The 22,394-nt window shown below is 67.1% G+C and carries 22 protein-coding genes; 13 read left to right on the forward strand and 9 right to left on the reverse strand.

Annotated elements, in window-relative coordinates:
• Positions 1–245: 245 nt before the first annotated feature.
• The 6 genes from AVHM3334_RS10650 to AVHM3334_RS10675 all read right to left on the reverse strand — a co-directional run bounded on the left by AVHM3334_RS10650 (position 246) and on the right by AVHM3334_RS10675 (position 7,313).
• On the reverse strand, positions 246–1,661 hold the full coding sequence (locus tag AVHM3334_RS10650) for a multicopper oxidase domain-containing protein (protein ID WP_284412100.1): 1,416 nt from the start codon (positions 1,659–1,661) through the stop codon (positions 246–248).
• 1 nt (position 1,662) lies between these two features.
• Positions 1,663–3,117 (reverse strand): TolC family protein, encoded by a 1,455-nt coding sequence (locus tag AVHM3334_RS10655; RefSeq protein WP_284412101.1) that lies wholly within the window; start codon positions 3,115–3,117, stop codon positions 1,663–1,665.
• The gene (locus AVHM3334_RS10660) at positions 3,114–3,485 is read right to left on the reverse strand and encodes a hypothetical protein (protein WP_284412103.1); all 372 of its coding nucleotides are present in this window, start codon (positions 3,483–3,485) and stop codon (positions 3,114–3,116) included. The genes AVHM3334_RS10655 and AVHM3334_RS10660 overlap by 4 nt, the downstream gene beginning before the upstream one ends.
• A gap of 95 nt (positions 3,486–3,580) precedes the next feature.
• Complete coding sequence (locus AVHM3334_RS10665; RefSeq protein ID WP_284412105.1) at positions 3,581–4,108, reverse strand: hypothetical protein; 528 nt, start codon at positions 4,106–4,108, stop codon at positions 3,581–3,583.
• A gap of 74 nt (positions 4,109–4,182) precedes the next feature.
• Positions 4,183–4,809 carry a YitT family protein gene (locus tag AVHM3334_RS10670; RefSeq protein ID WP_284412107.1) on the reverse strand — a complete coding sequence of 209 codons (627 nt, stop codon included), beginning with the start codon at positions 4,807–4,809 and terminating at the stop codon, positions 4,183–4,185.
• A 335-nt stretch (positions 4,810–5,144) separates the two neighbouring features.
• Complete coding sequence (locus AVHM3334_RS10675; protein WP_502869890.1) at positions 5,145–7,313, reverse strand: heavy metal translocating P-type ATPase; 2,169 nt, start codon at positions 7,311–7,313, stop codon at positions 5,145–5,147.
• A gap of 79 nt (positions 7,314–7,392) precedes the next feature.
• On the opposite strand from AVHM3334_RS10675, the gene AVHM3334_RS10680 reads away from it, so the two are divergent.
• From AVHM3334_RS10680 to AVHM3334_RS10700, 5 genes are all read left to right on the forward strand, one after another.
• A complete protein-coding gene (locus AVHM3334_RS10680) occupies positions 7,393–7,854 on the forward strand; it encodes a Cd(II)/Pb(II)-responsive transcriptional regulator (RefSeq protein WP_284412109.1) in 462 nt (153 codons plus the stop codon).
• A gap of 108 nt (positions 7,855–7,962) precedes the next feature.
• Positions 7,963–8,772 (forward strand): MlaE family ABC transporter permease, encoded by an 810-nt coding sequence (locus AVHM3334_RS10685; protein WP_284412111.1) that lies wholly within the window; start codon positions 7,963–7,965, stop codon positions 8,770–8,772.
• Between the two features lie 83 nt (positions 8,773–8,855).
• The gene (locus tag AVHM3334_RS10690) at positions 8,856–9,686 is read left to right on the forward strand and encodes a DUF2314 domain-containing protein (protein ID WP_284412113.1); all 831 of its coding nucleotides are present in this window, start codon (positions 8,856–8,858) and stop codon (positions 9,684–9,686) included.
• Between the two features lie 45 nt (positions 9,687–9,731).
• Positions 9,732–10,742, forward strand: a complete 1,011-nt coding sequence (locus AVHM3334_RS10695) for an MlaD family protein (protein ID WP_284412115.1) — start codon at positions 9,732–9,734, stop codon at positions 10,740–10,742.
• Between the two features lie 8 nt (positions 10,743–10,750).
• Complete coding sequence (locus AVHM3334_RS10700; protein WP_284412117.1) at positions 10,751–11,434, forward strand: hypothetical protein; 684 nt, start codon at positions 10,751–10,753, stop codon at positions 11,432–11,434.
• A gap of 81 nt (positions 11,435–11,515) precedes the next feature.
• Here the strand turns inward: AVHM3334_RS10700 and AVHM3334_RS10705 are convergent, their stop codons facing one another.
• From AVHM3334_RS10705 to AVHM3334_RS10715, 3 genes are all read right to left on the reverse strand, one after another.
• Complete coding sequence (locus AVHM3334_RS10705; RefSeq protein WP_284412118.1) at positions 11,516–11,698, reverse strand: hypothetical protein; 183 nt, start codon at positions 11,696–11,698, stop codon at positions 11,516–11,518.
• A gap of 163 nt (positions 11,699–11,861) precedes the next feature.
• Positions 11,862–13,415 (reverse strand): NAD(P)H-hydrate dehydratase, encoded by a 1,554-nt coding sequence (locus AVHM3334_RS10710; protein ID WP_284412120.1) that lies wholly within the window; start codon positions 13,413–13,415, stop codon positions 11,862–11,864.
• Between the two features lie 18 nt (positions 13,416–13,433).
• A complete protein-coding gene (locus tag AVHM3334_RS10715) occupies positions 13,434–14,681 on the reverse strand; it encodes an FAD-dependent oxidoreductase (protein WP_284412122.1) in 1,248 nt (415 codons plus the stop codon).
• 300 nt (positions 14,682–14,981) lie between these two features.
• Here AVHM3334_RS10715 and rpsB point away from each other — a divergent pair, with 300 nt between their 5' ends.
• The 8 genes from rpsB (at position 14,982) to rseP (ending at position 22,352) form a co-directional block, all read left to right on the forward strand.
• A complete protein-coding gene (gene rpsB, locus AVHM3334_RS10720) occupies positions 14,982–15,734 on the forward strand; it encodes a 30S ribosomal protein S2 (protein ID WP_284412124.1) in 753 nt (250 codons plus the stop codon).
• A gap of 108 nt (positions 15,735–15,842) precedes the next feature.
• On the forward strand, positions 15,843–16,763 hold the full coding sequence (gene tsf / locus AVHM3334_RS10725) for a translation elongation factor Ts (protein ID WP_284412126.1): 921 nt from the start codon (positions 15,843–15,845) through the stop codon (positions 16,761–16,763).
• A 58-nt stretch (positions 16,764–16,821) separates the two neighbouring features.
• Complete coding sequence (gene pyrH / locus AVHM3334_RS10730; RefSeq protein ID WP_284412128.1) at positions 16,822–17,544, forward strand: UMP kinase; 723 nt, start codon at positions 16,822–16,824, stop codon at positions 17,542–17,544.
• A 48-nt stretch (positions 17,545–17,592) separates the two neighbouring features.
• A complete protein-coding gene (gene frr / locus AVHM3334_RS10735) occupies positions 17,593–18,153 on the forward strand; it encodes a ribosome recycling factor (protein WP_284412130.1) in 561 nt (186 codons plus the stop codon).
• Between the two features lie 31 nt (positions 18,154–18,184).
• Entirely contained in the window at positions 18,185–18,916 is a 732-nt protein-coding gene (gene uppS / locus AVHM3334_RS10740; RefSeq protein WP_284412132.1) for a polyprenyl diphosphate synthase, read from the forward strand.
• A gap of 11 nt (positions 18,917–18,927) precedes the next feature.
• Positions 18,928–19,776 (forward strand): phosphatidate cytidylyltransferase, encoded by an 849-nt coding sequence (locus tag AVHM3334_RS10745; protein WP_284412134.1) that lies wholly within the window; start codon positions 18,928–18,930, stop codon positions 19,774–19,776.
• A gap of 4 nt (positions 19,777–19,780) precedes the next feature.
• A complete protein-coding gene (ispC, locus tag AVHM3334_RS10750; RefSeq protein ID WP_284412135.1) occupies positions 19,781–20,959 on the forward strand; it encodes a 1-deoxy-D-xylulose-5-phosphate reductoisomerase in 1,179 nt (392 codons plus the stop codon).
• Between the two features lie 28 nt (positions 20,960–20,987).
• Complete coding sequence (gene rseP, locus AVHM3334_RS10755; protein WP_284412137.1) at positions 20,988–22,352, forward strand: RIP metalloprotease RseP; 1,365 nt, start codon at positions 20,988–20,990, stop codon at positions 22,350–22,352.
• Positions 22,353–22,394: the final 42 nt, after the last annotated feature.

Raw genomic sequence — 22,394 nt, forward strand, 5'->3', positions numbered from 1 at the left:
ATCACTCGGCAAAGCACAGGGAAGGGGCTGCGGCGGCAGAGCGCGCGCGGCCATGGCGGCCCGCGCGGCGCCGTGGCTGGCATCGGTATGCCGCGTCGGTTCGGAACACGCTGGCGTGGGTTTGGATGAAAAATGCCTCCAGCGCATATATATCTAGGGGGTGTAGCTATCAAAATAATAGCGATGCATGGGCATTTCGATGCATGGGCGATGCATGGGCGATGCATGGGCGATTCGTGGCGCGGTCAGTGCGCATGGCCGTGGCCGGCCGGGCCCGGCTTGCGGACGTTGGCGGCGCCGTCTTGCGGCGCGGCGCCCGATGGGGGCGCGGACGGCGCGGCCGGTGCCGGCGGCAGGTCGGCCGGGGCGCCCTGCCATTCGAAGGCGCGGGTGCCGGGCGGCTGCACGTAGTCGCCCGGGTCGCGCCAGTCGCCGGCCGCCAGGTGGTCGCGCACCTTGAGCACGCTGAACATGCCGCCCATCTCCAGCGGTCCGTAGGGGCCGGTGCCGGTCATCATGGGCAGGGTGTTCTCGGGCAGGGGCATTTCCATGGCGCCCATGTCGGCCATGCCGCGTTCGCCCATCACCATGTAGTCGGGAACGATCTTCTGGATCCTGGCGACCAGCCCGCGGTGGTCCACGCCGATCATGGTGGGCACGTCGTGGCCCATGGCGCCCATGGTGTGGTGGCTCTTGTGGCAGTGCATGGCCCAGTCGCCGGGCTCGTCGGCGATGAACTCGATCTGCCGCATCTGGCCCACGGCGACGTCGGTGGTCACCTCGGGCCAGCGCGCGGTGCGCGGCACGGCGCCGCCGTCGGTGCCGGTCACCTCGAACTCGTGCCCGTGGATGTGGATGGGGTGGTTGGTCATGGTGAGGTTGCCCACGCGCACCCGCACGCGGTCGCCGCGCCGCGCCACCAGCGGGCTGATGGCGGGGAACACGCGGCTGTTCCAGGCCCAGATGTTGAAGTCGGTCATCTCGTTCACGCGCGGCGTGCGCGTGCCGGCCTCGACCGCGAACGCATTGAGCAGGAAGGCGTAGTCGCGGTCGGCCGTTTCGATGAGCGGGTGCCGCCCGCGCGCATCCAGGCGCGGGTGGGTGATCCACAGCCCCATCAGGCCCATGGCCATCTGCGTCATCTCGTCGGCGTGCGGGTGGTACATGAAGGTGCCGGGCCGCCGCGCGGTGAACTCGTAAACGAAGGTCTTGCCCGCCGCAATGGCCGGCTGGTTCAGGCCCGAGACGCCGTCCATGCCGTTGGGCAGGCGCTGGCCATGCCAGTGAACGCTGGTGTGCTCGGGCAGGCGGTTGGTGACGAAGATGCGCACGCGGTCGCCCTCGACCACTTCGATCGTCGGCCCCGGGCTCTGACCGTTGTAGCCCCACAGGTTGACCAGGAAGCCGGGCGCGAACTCCCGCACCACGGGCTCGGCGACGAGGTGGAACTCTTTCACGCCCGCGTTCATGCGCCAGGGCAGGCTCCAGCCGTTCAGGGTGACCACGGGGCGAAACGGCCGGCCGGTGGGAGGCGGCTGCGGCACGGCGGTGTCGGCCGATCCGTGCTGGGGGATTTCGGGCAGTGCGGCGAGCGCAGCGCGGCCCACGGAGGCAGCAGCCACGGCCGTGGCTGCGCCGGAGAAGAATTGGCGGCGTTGCATGTCAATGGCCTTGCGATGGGAGGGTGGCGGCGCCGGTCCGGGGGAATGCGGCGGCGCCAGCGGTTTCCTGGGGCGTGGTGCCTTCGGCGGTGCCGGCCAGCGCCAGTTGCAGGTCGGCCTCGGCCAGCCAGAAGTCGCGCTGGGCCTGCAGCGCCTCGGCCACGGCCTGGCTGCTGGCCCGCGCCTCGGCCAGCAGCTGCCAGACGCTGGCGAGCATGCCGTTGTAGCGCAGGGTGGTTTCCTCGGCGATGAAGCGGCGCAGCGGCACGACCTCGTCGCGTTGCTGGCGCGCCAGGTCATACGCGGCGCGGTAGCCCAGCCAGGCGGTGCGGGCCTCGGCGCGGGCGCGCAAGGCCGTGTCCTGCAACTGCGCGGCGCTCTGCAGCGTGCACCCCCGCGCCTGGAAGCGTGCGGCACCGCCCCAGTCGAACAGGGGCACGGCCAGCTCGACCTCCCAGCCGCGCTTGACGTCGGCATGGCCGGTATCGCGCTCGGTCGTGGTGTTGCGGGTGTATGCCAGGCCGATCTCGCCGGCCCACAGCGCCACGCCGGCGAAGCCTTCGGTGTCGGCCACGCGGTCCAGGTCGAGCCGCGCGGCGCGCACATCCAGGCGCTCGCGCAGCGCCCGGGCCTCGATGCCTTCGCTGGCCTCGGGCGCTGTCGGCAGGTCGGGCAACCGGTCGGGCAGCGTGTAGCGCGCGTCCGCGCCCCACAGGCCCATCCGCCGCATGAGGTGCTCGCGCTCGGCGGCGGCGGCGAGCCGCGCGCGGGCCAACTGGGCGGCGCTGTCGGCCAGCAGGGCCTGCTCGCGCGCCTGCTGCAGGCGGCTCCAATTGCCGACGCGGACCATGCGGTGCGCCAGCTCGGCTCCGGCTTCGGCGGCCTCGTGCGTGCGCTCCTGCGTGGCGGCCACTTGCTCGGCCGTGACGGCGCGCAGCCAGGCCCGCCGCGTGTCGAAGGCCAGGCGCACCACGTCCTGGGCGGCGTCCAGCGTGGCCTGCTCCATCTGCTGCCCCTGCCAGCGCGTGCGCCAGGGCAGGGTGACGAGGTCGATCAGCCCCATGCCCAGCGTGCGCTCTGTCTCGCGCTCGTGCCCGCTGCGAAAGCGCCCGATCGCGAGCGTGGGGTTGGGCAGGGTGAGCGCCTGCACCCGCTGCGCATCGGCCACGCCCAGCGCGGCCAGCCGTGCCTGCAGGCCGGGGTTGCGCAGCAGCGCGATGCGGACGGCGGCATCCACCGACAGCGGCGCGGCCAGCCATTGCGCCACGGCGGCATCGGCCTGCGCGCGCGCCGCAGGGTCGAGCGAGGGCAGCGCAGGCGCGGCCACGCCGGCCGTGCGGCCATCGGCCAGTGCCTGCACGTTGCTGCGCAGGCCGTCGGGCGACACGCTCGCGCAGCCGGCCAGCAGCAGCGCCGCTGCCAGCGCGCACAGGCAGGGAACGCGGGGCGCGGTCATGGCGCCCCCCGGGCTGGCGGTGGCGGTGGCGGTGGCGGATGGTGGTGCGCACCATGGCCCGGTACGGCAGGTGCGGTGGCCTGGCCGTTGCGGGCCTCCCAGGCCACGATGTCGGCATGGCCGCGCGGCGTGGCGGCGACGGCGTCGTTTGCTTCACGCCAGGCGATGGGGGAGGTCTCCATTGGCGGTGGGGGAGCGGCGGGCACGCCGCGATAAGCCAGCGGCGCAGCGGGCGCCTGCGGATCGGACGCGGGCAAGGGCGCCTGCGCCAGGGCGCTCCAGGCCGGCGCCAAGGCGGTGCAGCCGATCAGCGCACCGCGCAGCAGCGAACGAAAAGAGAAGAGGGAACGGGACGAGGGGGCGCGCACGGCGATCTCCTGAGCCAAGGGCGGAACCAACGGCCGCAGGCCCGCGCGCAGCCGGGGGCTGGCGCGGATCGCGGACGCACTTCGGGCGTCGGGGCTCAGGAAATGGGCGGCTTGATGGCCTGTGCGGCCAGGGCGCTGGCGAAGCGGCGCTCCGCCATCGGCAGCGGCGCGCGCGGGAGCGCAGGGCGGGAGAGGTCCCCCAGCGGGGGTGTCAGCATGGCCGAGTGGCAGATGCCGCAGGCAGAGCATCCGCCTTCGTGTCCAGGGGCACCGGTGTGCGTGGTGGTGTCTTGATCGCTGCCATGGGCGGGCGCTGCGGTGTCGGTTCCATGGCAGGGTGGTTGCCATGAGGGCGCCGAAGGCTCGGCTGGCGCGGTGTGCAGTGCATGGCCTGCGAAAGCACCTGGGGTGTCGGCGACAGGGGCGCCGTGCTCCGTGCCTGGCGCAGGGTATGAAGGCCCCGGCAGGGCGTCTGCCTGTCGATCGATGGCTGCAACCGCGAGGGGCTGCGCTGGCGCACGCGCCGTGTGCATCGCCGCGCCCGCCGGCATCACGATGCCGGCCGCCATCGCATTGCCCGCCAGGCCCCGCAGGGCCATGAGCACGATGAGAAAGAGGAACATGCCGCGGCGCATGGGGAGGAATGATAGCCCCGGGCCCCGAGAGTTCCGAGCTGCGGCCCAGGCCCGCGACAGGGTTACATGGCCATGTAGCGCCCCGGCCGGTGGTTCATCGCCACCACCAGGTTGAGCGCCACCGCGCCCGCGATGGACCAGAGCACGCGCGTGGGATCGACCGTGAACAGGGCCAGCAGCACGATGCAGCAGTCCACCGCCATCTGCACCTTGCCCGCGCGCCAGCCGTAGCGGTCCTGCAGGTACAGCGCCAGGATGCCCATGCCGCCCAGGCTGCACCGGTGGCGAAAGAGCACCAGAAAGCCCGTGCCGGTGATCAGCCCGCCCGCCACCGCGGCATACAGCGGCTGCAGCGCGACGAAATGCATCAGCCCCGCCTGGGCCTCGGTCAGCGCCGACAGCAGCACCACGGCCACGAAAGTCTTCAGCGTGAAGCTGCGCCCCATCTTTCGCCAGGCCAGCCAGTAAAACGGCAGATTGAGCAGGAAGAAGAGCTTGCCGAAACCCATGTCGGTGGCGTAGTTCAGCAGGAACGCCAGCCCTGCGGTGCCGCCCGTGAGCAGCCCGGCACTGCCGAAAAAGCCCACGCCCACCGAGATCAGCAGCACGCCCGTGAACAGGGCCGCGGTGTCTTCGGTGGCGGAATGGGGAACCATGGGCGGCAGGGAGGTCGGGGAAGTGTTGCTCATGCGCGAAAGGGGGGAAGGCAGCGTGGACCGGAAACCCTGCGAAGTCGAGAGATCGCGGTCCGGCGCCAGACAGAAAGGTTGGCGAATTCTAGAGGGGCGTCAACCCGTGGATTACTCCACGCGCTGCCCCGCCCGGCAGCGAATGTGCGAAGCGCCCCATGCCTACCGCGAAAACGAACACGAAACCGAGTGCCAACGGTGCGCCGCACCGCGCGGCCTGCGGGGCGCTGCAGTGCCACGCAGGGCCGGCCGGGCGATGGGCACCCGGCCGGCGTTTCGTCAAAAAAACAAGGTGAAAACGGCCCGCGCCGCCGTATTGATTGCGCTGGAAGCTATTATTTTGATAGCGATTCGCTGCGCAGCATGCGCAGGCCGTTCGCCACCACCAGCAGGCTGGCGCCCATGTCGGCGAACACGGCCATCCACATGGTGGCGTGCCCGGCCAGCGCCAGGCCGAAGAACACCGCCTTGATGCCCAGCGCCAGGGCGATGTTCTGCATCAGCACGGCGTGCGTGCGGCGCGACAGGCGCACGGTTTCGGCCACGCGGCGCAGGTCGTCGTTCATGATGACCACGTCGGCCGTCTCCATCGCCACGTCGGTGCCGGCGCCGCCCATCGCGAAGCCGATGTCGGCCTTGGCCAGGGCCGGCGCGTCGTTGATGCCGTCGCCGGCCATGGCCGTCATGCCGTGCTTTTGCTGCAGCGCGGCGATGGCCGCCAGCTTGTGCTCGGGCAGCAGGCTGGCCTGCACCTCGTCGATGCCGGCCTCCCGCGCCGCCGCCTGCGCCGCGGCCGCGTGGTCGCCGGTGAGCATGACGGGCACGATGCCCAGCGCGCGCAGGTCGGCCACGGCCTGGGCCGCTTGCGGGCGCAGCGTGTCGGCCACGGCGAACAGTGCCCGAACGGCCTGGCCGTCGGCCAGCAGCGTGACGCTGCGGCCCTGGGCCTCGTGCGCGGCGGCAGCTGCTTCCACTGCATCGGTCCACAGGCCCTTTTCCTGCGCGAGCCGTCGGTTGCCCAGGAGCCAGGTGGTGCCGGCGATGCGCCCCTGCACGCCGCGGCCGGGCAGGGCGGTGAAATCTTCCACCTCGGGCATTCCGGCGGGCGCATCGAGCCCGGCCGCGATGGCTTTCGATACCGGGTGGTCGGAGCGCCCGGCCAAGGCCGCTGCCACGTCGGCCGCGCCATCGCTGCCAAACGTTTCACGGCCCACCAGCGCGGGGCGCCCGGCCGTCACGGTGCCGGTCTTGTCGAAGGCCACGGCGCGCACGCCGCGCGCCAGCTCCAGCCAGTTGCCGCCTTTGATCAAGATGCCTCGGCGGGCGCCGGCCGCCAGCCCGCTCACCACGGTGACCGGCGTGGCCAGCACCAGCGCGCACGGGCAGGCGATCACCAGCAGCACCAGGGCGCGGTAGATGGCGTCCAGCCAGGTCCAGTCGAGCAGCAGCGGGGCGCCGACCGCCACGGCGATGGCCATCACGAACACGGCGGGCGTGTACACGGCGGCGAAGCGGTCCACGAAGCGCTGGGTGGGCGCGCGGGCGCTCTGGGCCTGCTCCACGGCGCGGATGATGCGGTCCAGCGTGGTCTGCCCGGCAGCGGCCGTCACGCGGAACTCCAGCTCCGACTGGGCATTGAGCGTGCCGGCATACACCGGGTCGCCGGGCACCTTGTCCACGGCCAGGCTTTCGCCGGTGACGCTGGATTCATCGACCGCGCTGCGGCCGGAGGTGATGACGCCGTCCAGCGGCACACGGCCACCGGGGCGGATCCGCACGGTGTCGTCCACCGCCACTTCGGCCGCCGGCACGGTGCGCCACTGTCCGTCCGCGCCGCGCACATCGGCCTGGTCGGGGCTCAGGGCCAGCAGGGCGCCGATGGCGTCGCGGGCGCGGCCCACGGCGCGGTCCTCGATGCGCTCGGCCAGGGCATACAGCGCCATCACCATGGCGGCCTCGGGCCACTGGCCGATCAGGAAGGCGCCGGTCACGGCCACGGCCATCAGGGCGCTGATGCCGAGTTTGCCCCGCATCAGCGACCGCAGGCCGCTGCGGTAGATGCCCAGCCCCGCCAGCAGGATGGCAGCCGCGGCGATCGCCATGCCCGCCACGCGCCACGGCGTGGTGTCCGGCCCCAGCAGGTCCATCAACTCGGCGCCGGTGGCCGCCACCAGCGCCGCCGCCAGACGGCCCCAGCCGGGCAGGGCGCCGTGGTCGTGGCCGTCGTGATCGCCGCCGGAGGCATTGTCATGGTCGTGGCCCTCGTGCGATTCGCCTTTGAGGGTGGAAGATTTTTCGCTGGCCGGCGGCGGCGGCGAAGAACATCCGCCGCCGCAGCAGGACACGTCCAGGCGGGGGGCGCCGGCGGGACGGGAGGCGGCCCCTGGGGTCGCCTGTGCAGACATTGGCGCCGGTTCGGGCGCCGGGCCGTGCCCGTGGTTCGCCTCGTGGCTGGGGTGGTCGGGGTGACTGCCGGGGTGAGAATCGTGGCTGTGTTTTGTCATGGTTTTCCTTTGAGATTCGGGGTGGCGCAGTGCCGCCGTGCCATCATTGAAAACCTTGAAGCCGCTCGAAGGTCAAGCCATGTCTGCCCAAAGCCCCTGCCACCGCATCGGAGATGCTGCCCGCCTGTCGGGCGTTCCCGCGGCCAACATCCGCTATTACGAGAAGGAAGGCCTGCTGCCCGAGCAGGCCCGCGCGGACAACCGCTACCGCCTGTACAGCGCGGACGAGGTGCATCGCCTGCGCTTCATCCGCCTGTGCCGCGCCATGGACATGTCGCTGGACGAGGTCCGCACCCTGCTGGCGCTGGACCATGGCGGTGCGGCCGACGACCACGCCGCCTGCGACACGCTGGACGAACATTTGCAGCATGTGCGCACCCGTCTGCAGGAGCTGCGCACGCTGGAGCAGGAACTGCTGTCTCTGCGCGGGCGCTGCGACGGCACCGACGCCGGCCGCTGCCACGTCATCGAGGCGCTGCATGCGCGCGCCGATGCCGAGTCGCTGCCGCCGCTCGGCCCCGCAGCCAAGCGGCATGTATGACGCCGGCCCGGCTTGCAATGAAATTGATAGCTAACTGCCCTAGTGGTACATGCGCTGGAGGCCATTTTTGTTACGAGCCGCCACGGCCCCGTCCACTATGATCGCCGCATGATCGCCGGCTTGAATCCTCCCTCGCTGATCGACCGTGTCTGGCGCACCGCGCGGGGCTGGTCGGTGGCGTGGTGGCGCATCGTGCATCTGGGTTCGGTGGCGCTGGTGCTCATGCTCTCGCCATCCAGCTACGGGCGTGCCATGCGGTGGCGGCTCGCACGGCACATGTACCAGGACACGGCGCCCATCCTGCTGGGCTTCACGGTGCTGGCCGCGCTGGTCAGCCTGGTCATCACGCGCATCGTGGTCGTCACGGCGCTGAGCTACGGGCTGTCGCGCTACGCGCTCGAAATGGTCATCCGCGTGCTGGTGCTGGAGCTGATTCCGCTCACCGCGGCGCTCTTCGTCGCCATGCGCACCACCATCCCCAGCGGCACCCAGCTCGCCCTCATGCGCCAGGCGGGCCACTTTGACCGCCTGCGCCATCTGGGCGCCGACCCTGTTCGCGTCGAGCTGCTGCCGCGGGTGGTGGCGGGCATCTACGCCAGCATCACGCTGGCGGCACTGTCCTGCGTGGTCGCGCTGTCCATGGCGTATTTCGGGGTCTATGGGCTCAACACGGCCGGGCTGCCGAGCTACACGCGCATGTTCGGCCAGGTGTTCACCCCCGCGGTCACCCTGTTGTTCGTGCTCAAGACGCTGTTTTTCAGCCTGGCCGTGGCGCTCATTCCGATGGCGGCTGGGCTGTACGACAACGGCGACGGCGACGGCCGTGGCAGGCAGGGGTCCGAACTGGGCGGGCTCGCGCGCATGTTCGCCGTGCTGCTGCTGATCGAGGTCGCATCGCTGCTGGGCAACTATTACTGACGACGGTCCAAGACGGACGCTTTCTTCTTTCTCATCGACGGCGCGCGAAGCGGGCCATTTTTCACCACCGAGGGACTGCTTTCATGGTCGATCAAGACATCTTTCCCGCCGACTCCGAAGACGCCGCCATGCAGGCGGCGTTCGCCGAGGCGCGCCGGACCTTCAAATTCCTGTGGCGCGAGCTGTCCTGGGAATACCGCCGCGTCGTGCCGGGGCTGGATTTCGCCGGCATCAAGCTGGGCTTTGCCACGGAGCAGACGGATGCCGACGCGCCGCCTGTCGAGCACATGTGGGTGGGCGACGTGCAGTTCGACGGCGAAACGGTTTCGGGCACGCTGCTCAACGACCCGGACTGGATCGCATCGATGCAGTCGGGCGACCGCGTCTCGGCACCGCTGGCCGAGCTGGAAGACTGGATGTACGTGATCGGCGGCAAGGTGTACGGGGGCTACACGGTCGATGTGCTTCGCCGGGGCATGTCGAAATCCGAGCGGCAGGAGCACGACACCGCCTGGGGCATGGATTTCGGCCCGCCGGGCCAGGTTCAGGTGGTGCCGCTGCCGCGCGCCAAGGCGGGGTTGCTGGGCGGCCTGCTCGGCAGTTGGGGCAGCAGCACGGCCGCCTCCACCGAAGACGTCGCGCAGCAGGAGCACCCCATGAGCGAAAACATGGGTGAACGCATGGACGAAGACCTGCGCAACCACCCCGCAGTCGTCCATGCGCTGGACGACGACGGCTGGTCGCTGCTGCAGCGCGACGCACTGGCGGGCAATGCCACGCCCGTGTCGCTTCTGTTGCGCCATGGCGCGGACCCCGCCTTGCGCAACCCGCACGGCCGCTCCGCCCTGGACCTGGCGCAGCAGATGCAGTGGCCCAACGTGGTGAAGCTGCTGCAGGGCGCAGGCGCGGTATGAGCTGGCGGATCACTGGGGGCCAGCCCTGGCCGCACGGAGCGCGCCATGGTTGAGCGGCCCGATCCGTCCGGGCCGGCCGATGCCCCCGCAGGCACGGTGCCGCTGGAGGCGCAGCGCCCGGTGGCGCACCTGGAACGCAAGGCGGCGGCGCTGCTGCTGTTCACGCTGGCGCTGATCATCGGATCGGCCCTGTACCTGCTGTACGCCCGCGGCGTCTTCGAGCCCACCCAACGCCTGGTGCTCACCGCCGACGATTCCGAAGGCGTGGTCGTCGGCATGGACATGACCTTCTCCGGCTTTCCGATCGGGCGCGTGCGGCGCATCGAACTCTCGGCCGATGGCAACGTGCGCATCCTGATCGAAGTGCCGCAAAAGGACGCGCACTGGCTGCGCGAATCCAGTGTGTTCACCCTGGTGCGCGGCATCGTGGGCGGCACCACCATCAAGGCCTACAGCGGCATCCTGACCGACCCGCTGCTGGCCGACGGCGCCGAGCGCCCCGTGCTGCGCGGCGACGCCACGGCCGAGATCCCGCAGCTCATGGCCTCCGCGCGTGAATTGCTGTCCAACCTGCAGGCCATGACGGAGCAAGACGCCGCGTTGGGCGGCACGCTGGCGAACGTGCGCACGCTGACCGACCGGCTCAATGCACCCGGCGGCGCCCTCAACGTGCTGATGGGCAGCGAAGCGGATGCGAAAAAGCTCACCACCACGCTCGACCGCACCAATCAACTGCTGGCGCGCATCGACGGCATGGCCGCCAAGGCCGATCGCCAGGTGTTCGGCGCGGCTGGCGACCCGGGGCTGGTGCCCGAAGTGCGCGCGACGGTGGTGCAACTCAACGGCCTGCTGGCCGACACGCGCCAGAGTCTGAAAAAGGTGGATGCCGTGCTGGCCGAGGCCCAGGCCATCGGCGCCAACGCCCGGGAGGCCACGACCGACCTGGGCACGCTGCGCGCCGAGGTGGAAAGCAACCTGCGCAAGGTCGAAAGCCTGGTCAACGACATTCAGCGCAAATGGCCCTTTGCCCGCGATACCGAACTCAAGCTGCCATGAAGCACCCGATGAAGCACCCTTCGTCTGCCGTCTGCCATTCCCTCCTGCGCGGTGCTGCCGTGCTGGTGGCTTGCCTGGCGCTCTGGGCCTGCGCCGCCAAGCCGCCCACCCCCGAATGGCAGATGAATGCCCACGGCGCAGCCCGCAAGGCCACCGAGGCTTACCTGTCCGGCGATTCGCGCGTGGCGCAGCTGGAGTGGGACCGTGCCCGCGCCGAAGTCGCGCGCACCGGGCGGCCCGATCTGCTGGCACGGGTGGAACTCATGCGCTGCGCCGCCCAGGTGGCCAGTTTGGTGGTCGAGGCATGCACGGGTTTCGAAGCGCTGCGAACCGATGCCACGCCAGAAGACCAAGCCTATGCCGACTACCTGGCGGGCCGGCTGGACAGTGCGGGCGCCAGCCGGTTGCCTGAGCCTCAGCGCAGCGCGTGGTCGGGCGGCCCGGCGTCGCTGGAGAGCGTGGCCGATCCGCTGTCACGCCTGGTGGCGGCTGGGGTATGGGTGAAGACAGGCCGCGATACGGCGCCGATGCTGGCGGTGGCGGCGGACGCCGCATCCGCGCAGGGGTGGCGAAGGCCATTGCTCGCATGGTTGACCCTGTCGGCGCAGCGCGCCGAGCAGCGCGGCGAAGTCGAGGTGGGGGCAATGATCCGCCGCAGGCTGGCGGCGATGGAGCAGGGCAAGGGGCGCTGAAAAGCGCTTTTCAGTGTGCTGAAGGAAAAAAGTCGCAAGCAAGGTGCGGCACAGTCCATGCCGCACCGCCTGCCTCCGCGTTCAGTAGCTGAACGTCTCCGGGGGCAGCATCTGCTCCAGATTGCCGGGCAAGTTGACCAGGGAATCTGCTGCCTGCACGGCCTGCTCCGGTACCAAGGTCATCGCGGTCGCCGCGACCGCAAGAAGCACCGTCACGGTAAAGGCTGCGAAAGCGCGGGTTCCAGGATGGATTTTGCGTTTCATGGCAGAAGTCCTTCAAGAAGTGGTGTGCGTACCGGGATGGGTTGGACGGATTAAACCGCTCGCCGCCGGCCGCGGTCTGTCAGACAACACGCCTCGGAAGGCCCTTGCGACGCTATTTACAGATGGTTTCGCGCTGTTGGCATGTTCCAACACCGAGATTGCGCTACCCCGAATGAAGCCGCCGGGCCAGAGCGGAGGCAGTCAGCGCGGTGTCCGGCGGCCACTGGTCGGCAACCCGGCCGTGCAACCAGCAGGCCGAAACGGCTGCGTCGAAGGCGGCTTGCGGGGTGTCCGCCGCGGCGGCAAGGCGGGCGCCCAGCAATCCGGCCAGCACATCGCCGGTGCCTCCTGTGGCCAGGCGTGCATTGCCGGTCGGGTTGATCCGCGGGGTGCAGTCCGGCGCCGCAATGATGGTGCCCGAGCCTTTCAGCACCACCGTGCACTCGAACTGCCGGGCCAGCCCGTTGGCCGCGGCCAGCCGATCCGCCTGGATGTCATTGGTTTTCAACCCGGCGAGCCTCGCCGCTTCCAGCGGATGGGGGGTGAGCACCGTGTGCCAGCCGCGTCCCGCGCGGGCCTTCAGCGCCGCTGCCAGCGAAGGGTCGCCCGCGACGGCATTGAGCGCGTCTGCGTCCAGCACCAAACGGTGCGCCTGGGTCAGCACTGGCTCCAGCACGGAACGCACGGCCTCGCCGCCGCCGCATCCGCACACCACCGCTCCGTGGTCCAGCGGCAGCACATCGAAGCGGCGCAGCATGCATTCCGGCTGCAGCGCATCGACAGACAGCTCGGCGCCGTCCAGAAGCGACACCATCACTCTGCCGGCGCCACCATGCAGCGCTGCCGAGGCCGCCAGCAAGGCGGCGCCGGTCATTCCCATGCCGCGAGCGCGCAGTCCTTCGCCACCGATGACTGCGACATCGCCATAGCTGCCCTTGTGGCTGGTGTGGGCGCGTCGCACTGCGCGGGGCGGCGCGGAAAGCCAGGCGCAGGGCTCGGCACGGGAAAGGTCGGCGCCGAGGTCGTGAAGCCAGATTTGGCCGGCGGCGTCCCTTCCTGCCGCAGTGAAAAGGCCCGGCTTCAGCGTGAGCAACGCCAGGGTATGGCGCGGTGATGCCGCCGGGCCTTCGGGCGGTTCGAGGCCGGGGGCAAACTGGCCGGTATCTGCCGACAGGCCCGAAGGCGTGTCCACGCAGACCACGGTAGCCGGCGTGGCATGCATCTGGACGATCAGGCGTTGCAAGGCTGTGTTCGGTTCACGGGACTTGCTGCTGCTGCTGCTGCTGGCCAAGCCGATGCCCAGCAACGCATCCACGCAAACGTCGTCGGGTCCTATGCTGGGCGGGGGGCCATCGGCAAAACCGACGCCTGCGGCCAGGGCGCGCTGGTAAGACGCGCGGGCATCCGGCGGGACCGTATCGTGATGGCCCAGCCAGGTCACGGTAACGGCGCAACCCGCCCGATGCAGATGGCAGGCCGCTTCCAGCCCGTCGCCACCGTTGTTGCCTGCACCGCACACCACCCAGGCATTGCGCGCATGCGGCGCGATGGCCAAGGCCAGCCGTGCCACAGCCTGTCCCGCGCGTTGCATCAAGGTGTGCGGCGGCAGTTGCGCCGCCATCGCCTGTTCGATGCGGCGCGTTGCGTGGGCGTCGAAGATCGCGTGAACCGCATCGACGGTGATTCGGCGAGGGAAGGGCGTTGGGGAGTCGCTCATGGCTCGTCTGGCGGTGCGTCAGAACCGGCGCAGTCCGAATGGCTGCATGTCCACCTCAGGGGCTTTTTGGGCCAGCAGGTCGGCCATGGCCCGCGCGCTGCCACAGGCCAGAGCGAAGCCGCTTCCACCGTGGCCCGCGTTGATCCAGACGCCCGGGAATCCGGTCGGCCCTACCGCCGGGGCGCCGTCGGGCAGGGCAGGGCGTGCGCCGCGCCAGACCTGTACTTGGGCGGATGACAGCTGCACGCCGCCGGGAAACCATCCCGAAATGGCTTGGTAGAGCGTCTGCAGGGTGAGTGCGTGGTGCTTTCCGTCGCCGCGTCCCAGTTCGGCGCCGCCTGCGATGCGCACCCGTTGGCCCTGGCGCGTGATCGTCACCCGGTGGAGCGGGTCCACGACCGATCCCTGCGGCGCATGGGAATCCTCACGCAGCGGTGCGCTGATCGAATACCCATAGACCGAGGCCATCGGCAGATCCACCCCCAGCGGCCGCAGCAGCGCAGCAGCAGCCGCGCCGGCGCAAATCACGATGGCGTCGAAACAGCGCGGCGTCGTTTCTCCCGCGATCCGCAGGCCCGACGGGGCTGCATCCACGCCGATGACCTTGGTGTTGAAGTGAAACTGCGCACCGCGTTCTTGCGCGGCATACCGCAGCATCTGGGCGAACAGGCGGCAATTGCCGGATTCGCCATCGGGCGCATGCAGCGCCCCGATCAGAGGCACGTCAGGAGACAGGCCAGGCTCGATCTGCCGCGCGGTGTCCGCGTCCACGTCATGGATCGGCATGCCCGCATCGCGCAAAACTTTGAGGGCCGGTTGCACGTGCGCCAGATCGTCCACCGTGCGCAGCAACACCAGGGCGCCCCGGCTGGTCTCCGCGTCCATCTGCAATTGCTCGGACACCAGCCGCATGCGCGCCTGGCTGTAACGGCCCAATTGCTCCAGGGCGGCAAGCGCCAGTCCCATGGCTGGGGTCCGCCCCGCCTTTCGCCAGCGCCAAAGCCACCCCAGTTCAGCGGCGGTAATACCGCTGGCCAGCCGTATGGCTGCATGGCGACCAAAAATCCGCGTGCTCTGCGGCCCGCCGATTCCGGGCGCAGCCAGCGGAATCAGCAGCGCCGGCGACACCAGCCCCGCGTTGGCGAAACTGGACTCTTCTGCTGCAGCACTGCGCTGCTCGAAAACCGAAGCCTCATGGCCGTCGCAGGCCAGTTCGTAAGCAGTGGTGACGCCGACGATACCGGCGCCCACGATGGCGATGTGCATGGATTTATGAGGTCTTTGAGGCGGCAGCGCTGATCGATATTGCGCTGTTTGCTAGTTTTTTGCTGGTTCCCGAAGGGAAGGGCGGTTGGGGCCGGGTTCTGCAGGACTCGCGCGCCATGAGGGCTCGGAGCGGCCAAACTACCATGCTAGAATCCTTGGGTTTTGCTGGTGGCTGCGCAGTGCGTGGCCGACAAATCGGCAAGACAAATCGCAAACCAGCCCTTTCAAGGTGCTGCCTTCTTCTTGCAAGCCGGCAGTTATTGGGGCTGGATTTTAGACCCAACCTTCGGAGAAATTCTCATGTCTATCACCATGCGCGAAATGCTGGAAGCCGGCGCCCACTTCGGTCACCAAACCCGCTTCTGGCACCCCAAGATGGCCCCGTACATCTTCGGCCATCGCAACAAGATTCACATCATCAACCTGGAAAAGTCGCTGCCGCTCTTCCAGGACGCTCAAAAGTTCGTCAAGCAACTCACCGCCAACCGCGGCACCATCCTGATGGTGGGCACGAAGCGCCAGGCCCGTGAAATCCTCTCCACCGAAGCGCAGCGCGCTGGCGTGCCTTACGTGGATCAGCGCTGGCTGGGCGGCATGCTGACCAACTTCAAGACGGTCAAGACCTCCATCAAGCGCTTGAAGGATATGAAGGCTCAGCTCGAAGGCGGCCTCGATGCCATGAGCAAGAAAGAGCAACTCACGTTCACCCGCGAAATGGAAAAGCTGGAGAAGGACATCGGCGGCATTCAGGATATGAACGCTCTGCCGGACGCCATCTTCATCATCGACGTCGGCTTCCACAAGATCGCTGTCGCCGAAGCCAAGAAGCTGGGCATTCCGCTGATCGGCGTGGTGGACTCCAATCACTCTCCTGAAGGCATCGACTACGTGATCCCCGGTAACGACGACTCGGCCAAGGCCGTGGCGCTGTATGCCCGTGGTATCGCAGACGCCATCATCGAAGGCCGCGCCAATGCGGTGAACGAAGTGGTCAAGGCTGTGGCGAACGAAGGCTCCGACGAGTTCGTGGAAGTGGAAGAAACCGCTGCCTGAGGGCCCCGGCCGCGCGACGTTGTCGCGAATGAAAGCGGGGCTCCTGGTTAGCCCCCTTTTTTTTAGCCCGAATTCTGTAACGAACTGAACTGAGACTGGAGAAAAACAATGGCTGCAATTACCGCAAGTATGGTCGCTGAACTGCGCGCTAAGACCGATGCTCCCATGATGGAATGCAAGAAGGCATTGACGGAAGCGCAAGGCGATCTGGCGAAGGCGGAAGAGCTGCTGCGCGTAAAGCTGGGAACGAAGGCTGGCAAGGCTGCCGCCCGCATCACTGCTGAAGGCGTCGTCGCCAGCTACATCGACGGTACGACCGGCGGGCTGATCGAAGTCAACAGCGAAACCGATTTCGTCAGCAAGAACGACAGCTTCCTCGCCCTGGCCAAGGCCGCGGCTGAACTGGTGGCAAAGCACAACCCCGCCAATGTCGAAGCCCTGGGCGCGCTGCCTTACAGCCAGGACGGCTTCGGCCCCACCCTGGAAGAAGTCCGCAAGGGCCTGATCGGCAAGATCGGCGAGAACATGTCGTTCCGCCGCTTCAAGCATTTCTCCGGCAACAAGCTGGCGTCTTACCTGCACGGCACGCGCATCGGCGTGGTGGTCGAGTTCGAAGGCGACGAAACGGCTGCCAAGGACGTGGCCATGCACATCGCTGCCATGAAGCCCGTCGCTTTGACCAGCGCTGAAGTGCCCGCCGAACTGATCGAAAAAGAGCGCTCGGTGGCTGCTGCCAAGGCGGCTGAAGACAAGTCCAAGGCCGAAGCCGAAGGCAAGCCGGTGCAGTCCGACGAAATCGTGGCCAAGCGGATCGAAGGCGGCGTGCAGAAGTACCTGAAGGAAGTGTCCTTGTTCAACCAGGCTTTCGTGAAGAACGACAAGCAGACGGTCGAGCAGATGCTGAAGACTGCCGGTACGACGGTGAAGGGCTTCACGCTCTACGTCGTCGGCGAAGGCATCGAAAAGAAGGTGGACGACTTCGCCGCTGAAGTCGCTGCCCAGGTGGCTGCAGCCAAGTCTGCCGCTTGATCTGAAATCCATCGCCGCCGCCCCTCGCGCCCTCGCATTGCCCCACGGAGAAACCCCCATGTCCATCGCTGTCCCAGCCTACAAGCGCATTCTGCTCAAGTTGTCTGGCGAGTCGCTCATGGGGGACGACTCCTTCGGCATCAATCGCGCCACCATCGTCCGGATGGTGGAGGAGATCGCTGAGGTCACTCGCATGGGCGTGGAAGTGGCGGTGGTGATCGGTGGCGGAAACATCTTTCGCGGTGTGGCGGGAGGCTCGGTCGGCATGGACCGCGCCACCGCCGATTACATGGGCATGCTGGCCACGGTGATGAATGCGCTGGCGCTGGCTGACGCCATGGACAAGCAAGGGCTGACGGCCCGCGTCATGTCGGCCATCGCCATCGAACAGGTGGTCGAACCCTACGTGCGTCCCAAGGCCCTGCAGTATCTGGAAGAAGGCAAGGTGGTGGTGTTTGCCGCCGGCACCGGCAATCCTTTCTTCACGACAGACACCGCTGCTGCCTTGCGGGGTGCCGAAATCGGTGCCGAAGTGGTGTTGAAGGCGACCAAGGTAGACGGCGTTTACACGGCCGATCCGAAGAAAGACCCGACGGCCACCCGTTACACCAAACTCACGTTCGATGAGGCAATGACTCGCAATCTGGGAATTCTGGATGCGACCGCCTTTGCCTTGTGCCGTGATCAGAAGTTGCCGATCCGCGTGTTTTCCATCATCAAGCACGGCGCGCTCAAGCGCGTGGTGATGGGTGAAGACGAAGGCACGCTGGTGTACGCTTGACGGCTTGGTGCGCCCATGGCGCACCGGCTTCATGCTGAGGAGAAAAACATGACCATTGCCGATATCAAGAAGAATGCGGAAAGCAAGATGGACCAATCCATCGTGGCTTTCAAAAACAATCTGTCCAAGATCCGTACCGGCCGCGCCAACCCTTCGCTGCTGGACGCGGTGCAGGTCGAATACTACGGATCGTTCGTGCCCCTCTCGCAAGTGGCGAACGTGGCATTGATCGATTCACGCACCATCAGCGTTCAGCCTTGGGAAAAAGGCATGGGCGCCAAGATCGAGAAAGCCATTCGTGAGAGCGATCTGGGCCTGAATCCTGCGTCTATGGGCGACTTGATTCGTGTGCCCATGCCTCCCATGAGCGAGGAGCGGCGCAAGGAAATGACCAAGCTCGCTCGCAATGAAGGCGAAAGCGCCAAGATTGCGGTGCGCAATCTTCGCCGTGACGCCAACGAAGCGGTCAAGAAGCTGGTCAAAGACAAGTTGGCCTCCGAAGACGACCAAAAGCGCTCGGAAACCGAGATCCAGAAAGTCACCGACAAGCACATTGCCGAGGTCGATGCACTGGTGGCGGGCAAGGAACAGGAAATCATGGCGGTCTGACTTCCCTTCGGGAATCGATCGTCTGCCTTGCATGCCCGCCTATTCGGCTGTTCCGCATCACATTGCCATCGTCATGGACGGCAATGGCCGCTGGGCCACGCGCCGGTTTCTGCCTCGGCTGGCTGGGCACAAGCAGGGCGTTGACTCGCTGAAACGGTGCGCGCAAGCCTGTGTCGAAAGAGGCGTGGCGGTCCTCACGGTGTTCGCGTTCTCTTCGGAAAACTGGAACCGGCCTGCCGATGAGGTTTCCGGTCTGATGGACTTGCTCGCCAAGGCCTTGTCCCGTGAGGTCCCCCAACTGAAAAAGGACGGGGTGCGCCTGCATTTCGTCGGCGAGAAGACAGGGCTGTCAGACAAGGTGCGGGCCGGCCTCGATCAAGCCGAATCGGACACTGCCGAAAATACCCGGCTGGTGCTCAACGTCTGTTTCAACTACGGCGGGCGCTGGGACATCGCCCAGGCCGCGGCAGCGGTTGCCGCGCGGGGTGAACCCATTACCGAAGCCAGTCTGCATGCTGCGATGGGTCTGGCCCATGTGCCCGATCCAGACTTGGTGATACGCCCCGGTGGGGAAATGCGCATCAGCAATTTCCTGCTGTGGCAATCCGCTTATTCCGAGTTCTACTTCAGCGACCGGCTCTGGCCTGATTTCGATGGCAAGGCCCTGGATGAAGCGATTGCCGCGTTCAGCGCTCGCGAGCGCCGTTTCGGCAAGACCTCCGAGCAGATATCGGCGTTGTCGCCTGCCCCGGCGCAGGCCTGAAAGGCTTTCCCATGCTTCGACAGCGCATCATCACTGCCATCGTTCTACTGGCCATCCTGTTGCCGGCGCTTTTCTATCCATCTCCGTGGCCCTTCGCTGCGGTCATTCTCATCCTGATGGCCGCGGGTGCCTGGGAATGGGGGCGGCTCCAAGGTTTGGGTTCGGGCGCGGCTGTATCGATCGGGGCGGCCTGTGTGGCACTGTGCGCTGCAAGCTGGGCCCTGGGTTGGTTGCAGCAACCGCTGCCATGGCTGTGGACGGTGGGCGGTGCGGCATGGGTACTTGGCGGCGCCTGGATGTTGCGTGCCGGCGTGCAGGGCTGGCCCCAAGTCCCCAAGGCCATCCGCCTCGTCGGTGGCGTGCTCGTACTGTGGCTGGCATGGCTTGCCGCGGTGCAAGCCCGCATGGCCGGTATCAACTTCCTGATGTCGATTCTGGTGCTTGTCTGGGTGGCGGACATCTTTGCCTACTTTGCCGGGCGCACATTCGGCCTGCGGTTCACGCGCAACAAGCTGGCCCCTTCGATCAGTCCTGGCAAGAGCTGGGAGGGTGTATGGGGCGGCATGGCCGGCGTGGTCCTTCTGGCGATCGGCTGGGTTGTGGCGGATGCCTCGGCGAGTGGAGCGGTACCCAGTTTCTATAACCATCTGTTTGTGCGGGGCTGGTGGCTATTGCTCTTGGGTGCCGTGTTCATGGCGGCCATGAGCGTGGTGGGCGATCTGACCGAATCTCTCGTCAAGCGCAGCATCGGTGCCAAGGACAGCAGTGGTTTGCTCCCTGGCCATGGCGGAGTGCTGGATCGCGTGGACGCGCTGTTGCCCACGCTGCCGCTGGCCATGATGTTGACCCACTTCGCATAGCCGCATGAAACAACGCATCACGGTCCTTGGATCTACTGGCTCCATTGGCACCAACACCCTGGATGTGGTGGCCCGCCATCCCCAGCGGTATGACGTATTCGCCTTGAGCGCCGCGACGCAAGTCGAGTCCATGCTGGCGCAATGTGTTCGTTTTCAGCCTCGCTTCGCTGTCATGGCCAGTGAACCGCATGCGCGGCTGCTGCAAGAGCGGCTGACTGCCCATGGCTTGGCGACGAGGGTGTTGGATGCTCCTGATGCACTCGAAACCATTGCTTCCCATGAAGAAGTGGACGTGGTGATGGCCGCCATCGTCGGCGCTGCGGGTCTTGGTCCGTGCCTGGCTGCCGCCCGTGCGGGCAAACGCCTGTTGCTGGCCAACAAAGAAGCACTGGTGGTCGGAGGAGAGGTTTTCATGTCCGCCGTTCGCGATGGGGGAGCGACGCTGCTTCCGATCGACAGCGAGCATTCGGCGATCTTTCAGTGCCTGCCGGAAGACCCGCAGACATGGTCGCGACGCGTGGACCATATTTTGCTGACCGCCTCCGGAGGGCCGTTTCGCACCCGGGAGCCAGCGACCTTGCGCGATGTCACGCCCGAGCAAGCCTGCGCCCACCCGAATTTTTCGATGGGTCGCAAGATTTCCGTCGATTCCGCCACGATGATGAACAAGGCGCTGGAGGTTATCGAGGCGCGATGGCTCTTCGATCTGGCGCCGGAGCAGATCAAGGTGGTGATCCATCCGCAGCAGATCATCCATTCGATGGTCCAGTTCGTGGATGCCTCGGTGCTCGCCCAACTGGGGACGCCTGATATGCGGGTTCCGATTGCCTGTGGTCTTGCATGGCCCGAGCGCATCGAGAGCGGTACGCCGCGGCTGGATTTTTCGACCCTTTCTGCGCTCACCTTCGAAGAGGCGGATGCAACCCGCTTTCCGGGCCTGCATCTTTCCTGGCAGGCATTGCGCGCACAGAGCGGCACCACGGCCGTTCTGAATGCTGCCAACGAGGTCGCTGTGGCTTCGTTTCTCGAGCGCCGCATCCGCTTCGATCAGATTCACCGACTGAATCTTGCAACTCTGGAGGCGGTCACTCCCTCCAACCCCGAATCGCTGGGAGCCTTGCTGGCTCTGGATGCCGAAGCGCGATCCGTTGCACTGCGCAGTGCGCAGCGGCTGGCGGCCTGAGCCGTCCTTTTCTGGGCAGAAAGACACCATGTTGCTGACCGTCATCGCCTTCATCGTCGCGCTCGGCGTGCTCATCGCCGTGCATGAATACGGCCACTATCGCGTGGCGGTCGCTTGCGGCGTCAAGGTTCTTCGTTTCTCGGTCGGCTTCGGCAAGCCGCTGTTGCGTTGGCAGCCCAAAGGTTCTCCCACGGAATTCGTCATCGGCGCTTTTCCCCTGGGTGGCTATGTGCGGATGCTGGACGAACGCGAAGCGCCTGTAGAAGCCCACGAGCGCCATTTGTCGTTCAACGCAAAGCCCTTGCGATCGCGCGCGGCCATCGTTGCTGCGGGCCCGGCCGCCAATCTGCTGCTCGCGGTGCTGCTGTATGCGGTGGTGAACTGGATTGGGGTGGAAGAGCCCAAGGCGATTCTCGCCAGCCCTGTCCCGGGTTCTGTCGCTCAAAAATCGGGTCTGCAGGGGGGCGAATTGGTGCTCGAGGCTGCGCTGGGGACCGAAGAGTCGGAGCCTGTCCGTTCGTTTGAAGACCTCCGCTGGCTGATCACACGGGGCGCCCTTGATGGCACCGATGTACGCCTGCAGGTGGAGCCGTCGCCTGGCGCACCGCAGCGTCAGATGGTGCTGGAGCTGGCGCAGTTCGATGCCAAAGAGGCCGACGCTCAGCTTTTCCGCAAGATCGGCATCATCGGCCCGTGGACGCGGCCTGTATTGGGCGAGGTCGTCAACGGCGGCCCTGCGCAACGTGCGGGACTTCGCCAGGGAGACCTGGTCGTCAAACTCGGCGCAACCAATGTGGTGGATGGCCAGCAGCTTCGGGAACTCATCCGTGCCTCGGTCCGCGGTGGTACTGCCATCTCCCAGCCCTGGCGCATCGAGCGCGGTGGGCAGACTTTGACCATCGACGTGTTACCCGAACTGCACAGTGAACCCACCGGACCCGTCGGTCGGGTCGGTGCGTTCGTGGGGGCGCAACCAGAGTTCGTGACGGTGCGCCATGGCCCGGTCGAAGGCCTTTGGAATGGCGTCGTTCGCACCTGGGAAGTTTCGGCGCTGACCCTCCGCATGATGGGGCGCATGGTCATCGGTGAAGCGTCGCTGAAGAATCTCAGCGGCCCCCTCACCATCGCTGATTACGCGGGGCGGTCCGCCAGCATGGGATTGACACAATATCTGGTGTTCCTGGCCCTCATCAGCGTGAGCTTGGGAGTCCTGAACCTGCTCCCCCTGCCGGTTTTGGACGGTGGGCACCTGATGTATTATCTTTGGGAAGGCGTGACCGGCAAGGGCGTGTCCGATGCCTGGATGGAGCGATTGCAGCGCGGCGGCGTGGCGGTGCTCCTCCTGATGATGTCCATCGCCCTTTTCAACGATATCACCCGGCTTTTTGGCTAACCTTTTTGCTGCACGCGTTCACCGTGCAGTACCAGTTCACTC

It is taken from the genome of Acidovorax sp. SUPP3334 (genome assembly GCF_030159055.1).
Classification (GTDB): Bacteria; Pseudomonadota; Gammaproteobacteria; order Burkholderiales; family Burkholderiaceae_C; genus Paracidovorax.

Coding starts and splice junctions, on each gene's coding strand:
- AVHM3334_RS10650 (WP_284412100.1), bottom strand. CDS start 1,661: ATGCAACGCCGCCAATTCTTCTCCGGCGCAGCCACGGCCGTGGCTGCT.
- AVHM3334_RS10655 (WP_284412101.1), bottom strand. CDS start 3,117: ATGACCGCGCCCCGCGTTCCCTGCCTGTGCGCGCTGGCAGCGGCGCTG.
- AVHM3334_RS10665 (WP_284412105.1), bottom strand. CDS start 4,108: ATGTTCCTCTTTCTCATCGTGCTCATGGCCCTGCGGGGCCTGGCGGGC.
- AVHM3334_RS10670 (WP_284412107.1), bottom strand. CDS start 4,809: ATGAGCAACACTTCCCCGACCTCCCTGCCGCCCATGGTTCCCCATTCC.
- AVHM3334_RS10675 (WP_502869890.1), bottom strand. CDS start 7,313: ATGACAAAACACAGCCACGATTCTCACCCCGGCAGTCACCCCGACCAC.
- AVHM3334_RS10680 (WP_284412109.1), top strand. CDS start 7,393: ATGTCTGCCCAAAGCCCCTGCCACCGCATCGGAGATGCTGCCCGCCTG.
- AVHM3334_RS10685 (WP_284412111.1), top strand. CDS start 7,963: ATGATCGCCGGCTTGAATCCTCCCTCGCTGATCGACCGTGTCTGGCGC.
- AVHM3334_RS10690 (WP_284412113.1), top strand. CDS start 8,856: ATGGTCGATCAAGACATCTTTCCCGCCGACTCCGAAGACGCCGCCATG.
- AVHM3334_RS10695 (WP_284412115.1), top strand. CDS start 9,732: ATGGTTGAGCGGCCCGATCCGTCCGGGCCGGCCGATGCCCCCGCAGGC.
- AVHM3334_RS10700 (WP_284412117.1), top strand. CDS start 10,751: ATGAAGCACCCTTCGTCTGCCGTCTGCCATTCCCTCCTGCGCGGTGCT.
- AVHM3334_RS10705 (WP_284412118.1), bottom strand. CDS start 11,698: ATGAAACGCAAAATCCATCCTGGAACCCGCGCTTTCGCAGCCTTTACC.
- AVHM3334_RS10710 (WP_284412120.1), bottom strand. CDS start 13,415: ATGAGCGACTCCCCAACGCCCTTCCCTCGCCGAATCACCGTCGATGCG.
- AVHM3334_RS10715 (WP_284412122.1), bottom strand. CDS start 14,681: ATGCACATCGCCATCGTGGGCGCCGGTATCGTCGGCGTCACCACTGCT.
- rpsB (WP_284412124.1), top strand. CDS start 14,982: ATGTCTATCACCATGCGCGAAATGCTGGAAGCCGGCGCCCACTTCGGT.
- tsf (WP_284412126.1), top strand. CDS start 15,843: ATGGCTGCAATTACCGCAAGTATGGTCGCTGAACTGCGCGCTAAGACC.
- pyrH (WP_284412128.1), top strand. CDS start 16,822: ATGTCCATCGCTGTCCCAGCCTACAAGCGCATTCTGCTCAAGTTGTCT.
- frr (WP_284412130.1), top strand. CDS start 17,593: ATGACCATTGCCGATATCAAGAAGAATGCGGAAAGCAAGATGGACCAA.
- uppS (WP_284412132.1), top strand. CDS start 18,185: ATGCCCGCCTATTCGGCTGTTCCGCATCACATTGCCATCGTCATGGAC.
- AVHM3334_RS10745 (WP_284412134.1), top strand. CDS start 18,928: ATGCTTCGACAGCGCATCATCACTGCCATCGTTCTACTGGCCATCCTG.
- ispC (WP_284412135.1), top strand. CDS start 19,781: ATGAAACAACGCATCACGGTCCTTGGATCTACTGGCTCCATTGGCACC.
- rseP (WP_284412137.1), top strand. CDS start 20,988: ATGTTGCTGACCGTCATCGCCTTCATCGTCGCGCTCGGCGTGCTCATC.